The sequence below is a fragment of the Nioella sp. genome (assembly GCF_964229645.1).
Taxonomy (GTDB): Bacteria; Pseudomonadota; Alphaproteobacteria; order Rhodobacterales; family Rhodobacteraceae; genus Nioella.
Map to the genome: position 1 here is coordinate 1 of NZ_CAXREX010000283.1, position 2,991 is coordinate 2,991.

The following is a 2,991-nucleotide window of genomic DNA, read 5'->3' on the forward strand; positions in this document are numbered from 1 at the left end:
AGGCCGTGGCCGAGCTGCTGGAGCAGCCCGACGTGGACCCCGAGGATCTGGAAGCGCTCGACAAGGTCTGGGAGGAAAGCGAAGTGCTGTTCGGCCCCGACCCAAATGCAGGCTGTCCGCAGGTGCGCGACATGCTTGCCCGCATGGATCAACCCATCACCCCGCCCCCGGGCGTGGCGGCCGAGTAAAGGAGGCCCCAGATGCACAACTTCTTCTTCGGGATATATCCCTATATCGCGCTGGCGGTGATGATCCTGGGCTCCATCGCGCGCTATGAACGCGACCCTTTCACCTGGAAAAGCTCGTCCTCGCAGTTGCTGCGGCGCAAGCAATTGGTGATCGGATCGGTCCTGTTCCATGTGGGTGTCCTGGTGATCTTCCTCGGGCACCTCGTGGGCCTGCTCACGCCGATCTGGATCTTCGACGCCATGGGCATCAGCCACGGGGCCAAGCAGACGCTGGCCGTGGTGGCGGGCGGGATTGCGGGCGTCATGGCGCTGGCGGGCGGTGGCATGCTGTTCCATCGCCGCTGGACCGACCCGCGCATCAAGGCGACGTCCAGCTTTGCCGACAACGCCATTCTGGCGCTTCTGCTGGCACAGCTGGTGCTTGGACTGGGCACGATCTTCGTGTCGCTCCAGCATCTCGACGGACATGAGATGACGCTGTTCATGGCCTGGGCGCAGGGGATCTTCACCTTCCAGGCGGGGGCAGCCGCGCATATCGCAGAGGTGGCCTTCATCTTCAAGCTGCACCTTGTCCTGGGCCTGACGATCTTCCTTGTCTTCCCGTTCACGCGACTTGTCCACATCGTGTCGGGCATCGCGGCGCCGTTCCGGTTCCTCTTTACCCGGACGGGATACCAGGTGGTGCGCACGCGCCGCCGGGCGGCAATCCAGCGGAGTAAGCCATGACCCGCGCGCTCTTCCCCGATCTGGTCGTGAATGGCGAACACGTGCCCCAGGCGGCTATTGCCGCCGAGGCGCAGCATCACGACGCGCCCAAGGGCAAGCCGGGCATTGCCTGGCGCAAGGCCGCAAACGCGGTGGCAATGCGCACCCTGCTGTTGCAGGAGGCGCGCCGCCGGGGGGTCGATCCGCAGCCTCAGCAGGTCGGGCAGGGGCGCATGGAAACGGATGAGGAGGCCCTTGTGCGGGGCCTTCTCGACCAGGCTGTCGAGGTGGAGACCCCCTCCAAGGCCGAAATCCGCGCCATCTACGAGCGCGACCCTTCGCGCTTTCGCGCCCCGCCCCTGTGGGAAGTCTCGCACATCCTGTGCGCCGGTGAGGGTGCCGAGGAACGGGCTCGTGCCCTGGCATCCGAAGTCATCGCAAACCCCAAAAGCTTTGCCCGCGTGGCCCGGCGCGACAGCGCCTGCGGTTCGGCCGGGAATGGCGGGGCGCTAGGTCAGTTGGGGCCGGGTGATACATTGCCCGAATTCGAAATGGCCCTGCGCGGCCTGTCTGAGGGCGACATCACCGAGCAGCCGATCCTGTCGCGGCACGGCTGGCACATCATCCGGCTCGATGCGGTTGCCGAGGGGCGAGTCTTGCCCTTCGAGGCCGTGGCCCCGCGCCTGTCGGAGGCGATCGAAAAGCGCAACTGGGCCCGTGCGGCGCGCGCCTTCGCCGAGGGCCTGATGGCCGAGGCCGACATTGCCGGCGCGGATTTCACGGTGATCTAGGGCAGGGAGGATCCGGTCATGTCGCCTTATCGCCCCATGGATGGGCATGCACCGACCGATCCGGCCCTTCTGGCCCGTCCGCTCGACTTCATCCAGCAGGATCATTACCGCGAACGAGAGATCTGCGGAGTGCTCGACCGGGCAGCCGCGCTGTTGCCCTGTTCCAAGCCCGAGCTGGAAGATGCCCTTGCCTTCGTCGCCTGCGAACTGCCCCTGCACCTTTCCGACGAAGAAGAAGACCTGTTTCCCCTGATGCGCCGCCGCTGCACGCGAGAAGATGACATCGACAGGGTGATCGCGCGTCTTCGGGAAGATCACGGTCACGCGGCTACGGATGCAGCCAGGATTGCAGCTCTGCTGCGCCTATTGCTTGCCGTCGGGCGGATGGCCTTGCCGGGGGAAGGCGTGGAACTGGCCCGCTTCGCCCGCCACGCCCGTCGTCACCTCATCGTGGAAAACGCGATCATCCTGCCGTTGGCGCGGGCCCGCCTGACCCTTTCTGACCTGCGCAGCCTTGCCCTCAGGATGGCTGCGCGGCGGGGCATCATGCTCGATATGGACACCGTCACATGCTGAACGATCTCCTCGACCGCAACGCCGCCTGGTCTGCCGAACGGCAGGCGAAGGAGAGCGATTATTTCTCCCGGCTCGCCGGACAGCAGCGGCCCGAGTTCTTCTGGATCGGCTGTTCGGACAGCCGCGTTCCCGCCAACGTCGTGGCCGGGCTCGATCCTGGCGAGGTGTTCGTGCACCGCAACGTGGCCAATGTGGTCCACTCCTCGGACATGAACCTGCTCAGCGCGCTGGAGTTTGCCGTCGAAGCGCTGGAAATCGGCGAAATCATCGTTTGCGGCCACTATGGCTGTGGCGGGGTGAAGGCCGCGACCGAGGATTTCCCGCACGGTCTGGCCGATCACTGGCTGGAGCCCATCCGCAGGCTGGCGCGCGCCTACGCGGTGGACCTCGCACAGGCCCCCGACCTTGAAATCCGGCGCGACCGGCTGGCCGAACTGAACGTGATCGAAGGCGTGCGCCGGGTGGCGGAAACGCCCATCCTTCAGCGCGCCTGGACCCGCCACGTTTCGGTGCGCGTGCACGGGCTGATCTACGGGCTGAAAGACGGACGGCTTCGCAATCTCGACTGCACCATCGGTCCCGGCCATTTCCTGCAGGAGACGTCCGCATGACGATTGCCTTGCCGATCGAAAACCATGGCTGCGGCTGCGATAGTGCGATCGCGCGCAAGGGGCTTGTCAGCATCGACGCTGCGCTCGAACGGATTGCCTCAGGTGTCACACCGCTTGGGG

4 protein-coding genes and 1 pseudogene are annotated in these 2,991 nt (G+C 65.8%); all 5 read left to right on the forward strand.

Annotation, left to right across the window (positions count from 1 at the left end; all coding sequences use genetic code 11):
- Positions 1 to 188: pseudogene (locus tag ACEQXV_RS18055) on the forward strand (nitrate reductase molybdenum cofactor assembly chaperone); the annotation flags it as partial.
- A gap of 12 nt (positions 189 to 200) precedes the next feature.
- On the forward strand, positions 201 to 914 hold the full coding sequence (gene narI / locus ACEQXV_RS18060) for a respiratory nitrate reductase subunit gamma (RefSeq protein ID WP_370251223.1): 714 nt from the start codon (positions 201 to 203) through the stop codon (positions 912 to 914).
- Positions 911 to 1,684, forward strand: a complete 774-nt coding sequence (locus ACEQXV_RS18065) for a peptidylprolyl isomerase (RefSeq protein ID WP_370251222.1) — start codon at positions 911 to 913, stop codon at positions 1,682 to 1,684. Before narI ends, ACEQXV_RS18065 begins: the two co-directional genes overlap by 4 nt.
- A gap of 18 nt (positions 1,685 to 1,702) precedes the next feature.
- On the forward strand, positions 1,703 to 2,260 hold the full coding sequence (locus ACEQXV_RS18070) for a hemerythrin domain-containing protein (RefSeq protein WP_370251221.1): 558 nt from the start codon (positions 1,703 to 1,705) through the stop codon (positions 2,258 to 2,260).
- Positions 2,254 to 2,871, forward strand: coding sequence for a carbonic anhydrase (locus ACEQXV_RS18075; RefSeq protein WP_370270337.1), 618 nt, complete (start codon positions 2,254 to 2,256; stop codon positions 2,869 to 2,871). The genes ACEQXV_RS18070 and ACEQXV_RS18075 overlap by 7 nt, the downstream gene beginning before the upstream one ends.
- The last annotated feature ends 120 nt before the right edge of the window (positions 2,872 to 2,991 follow it).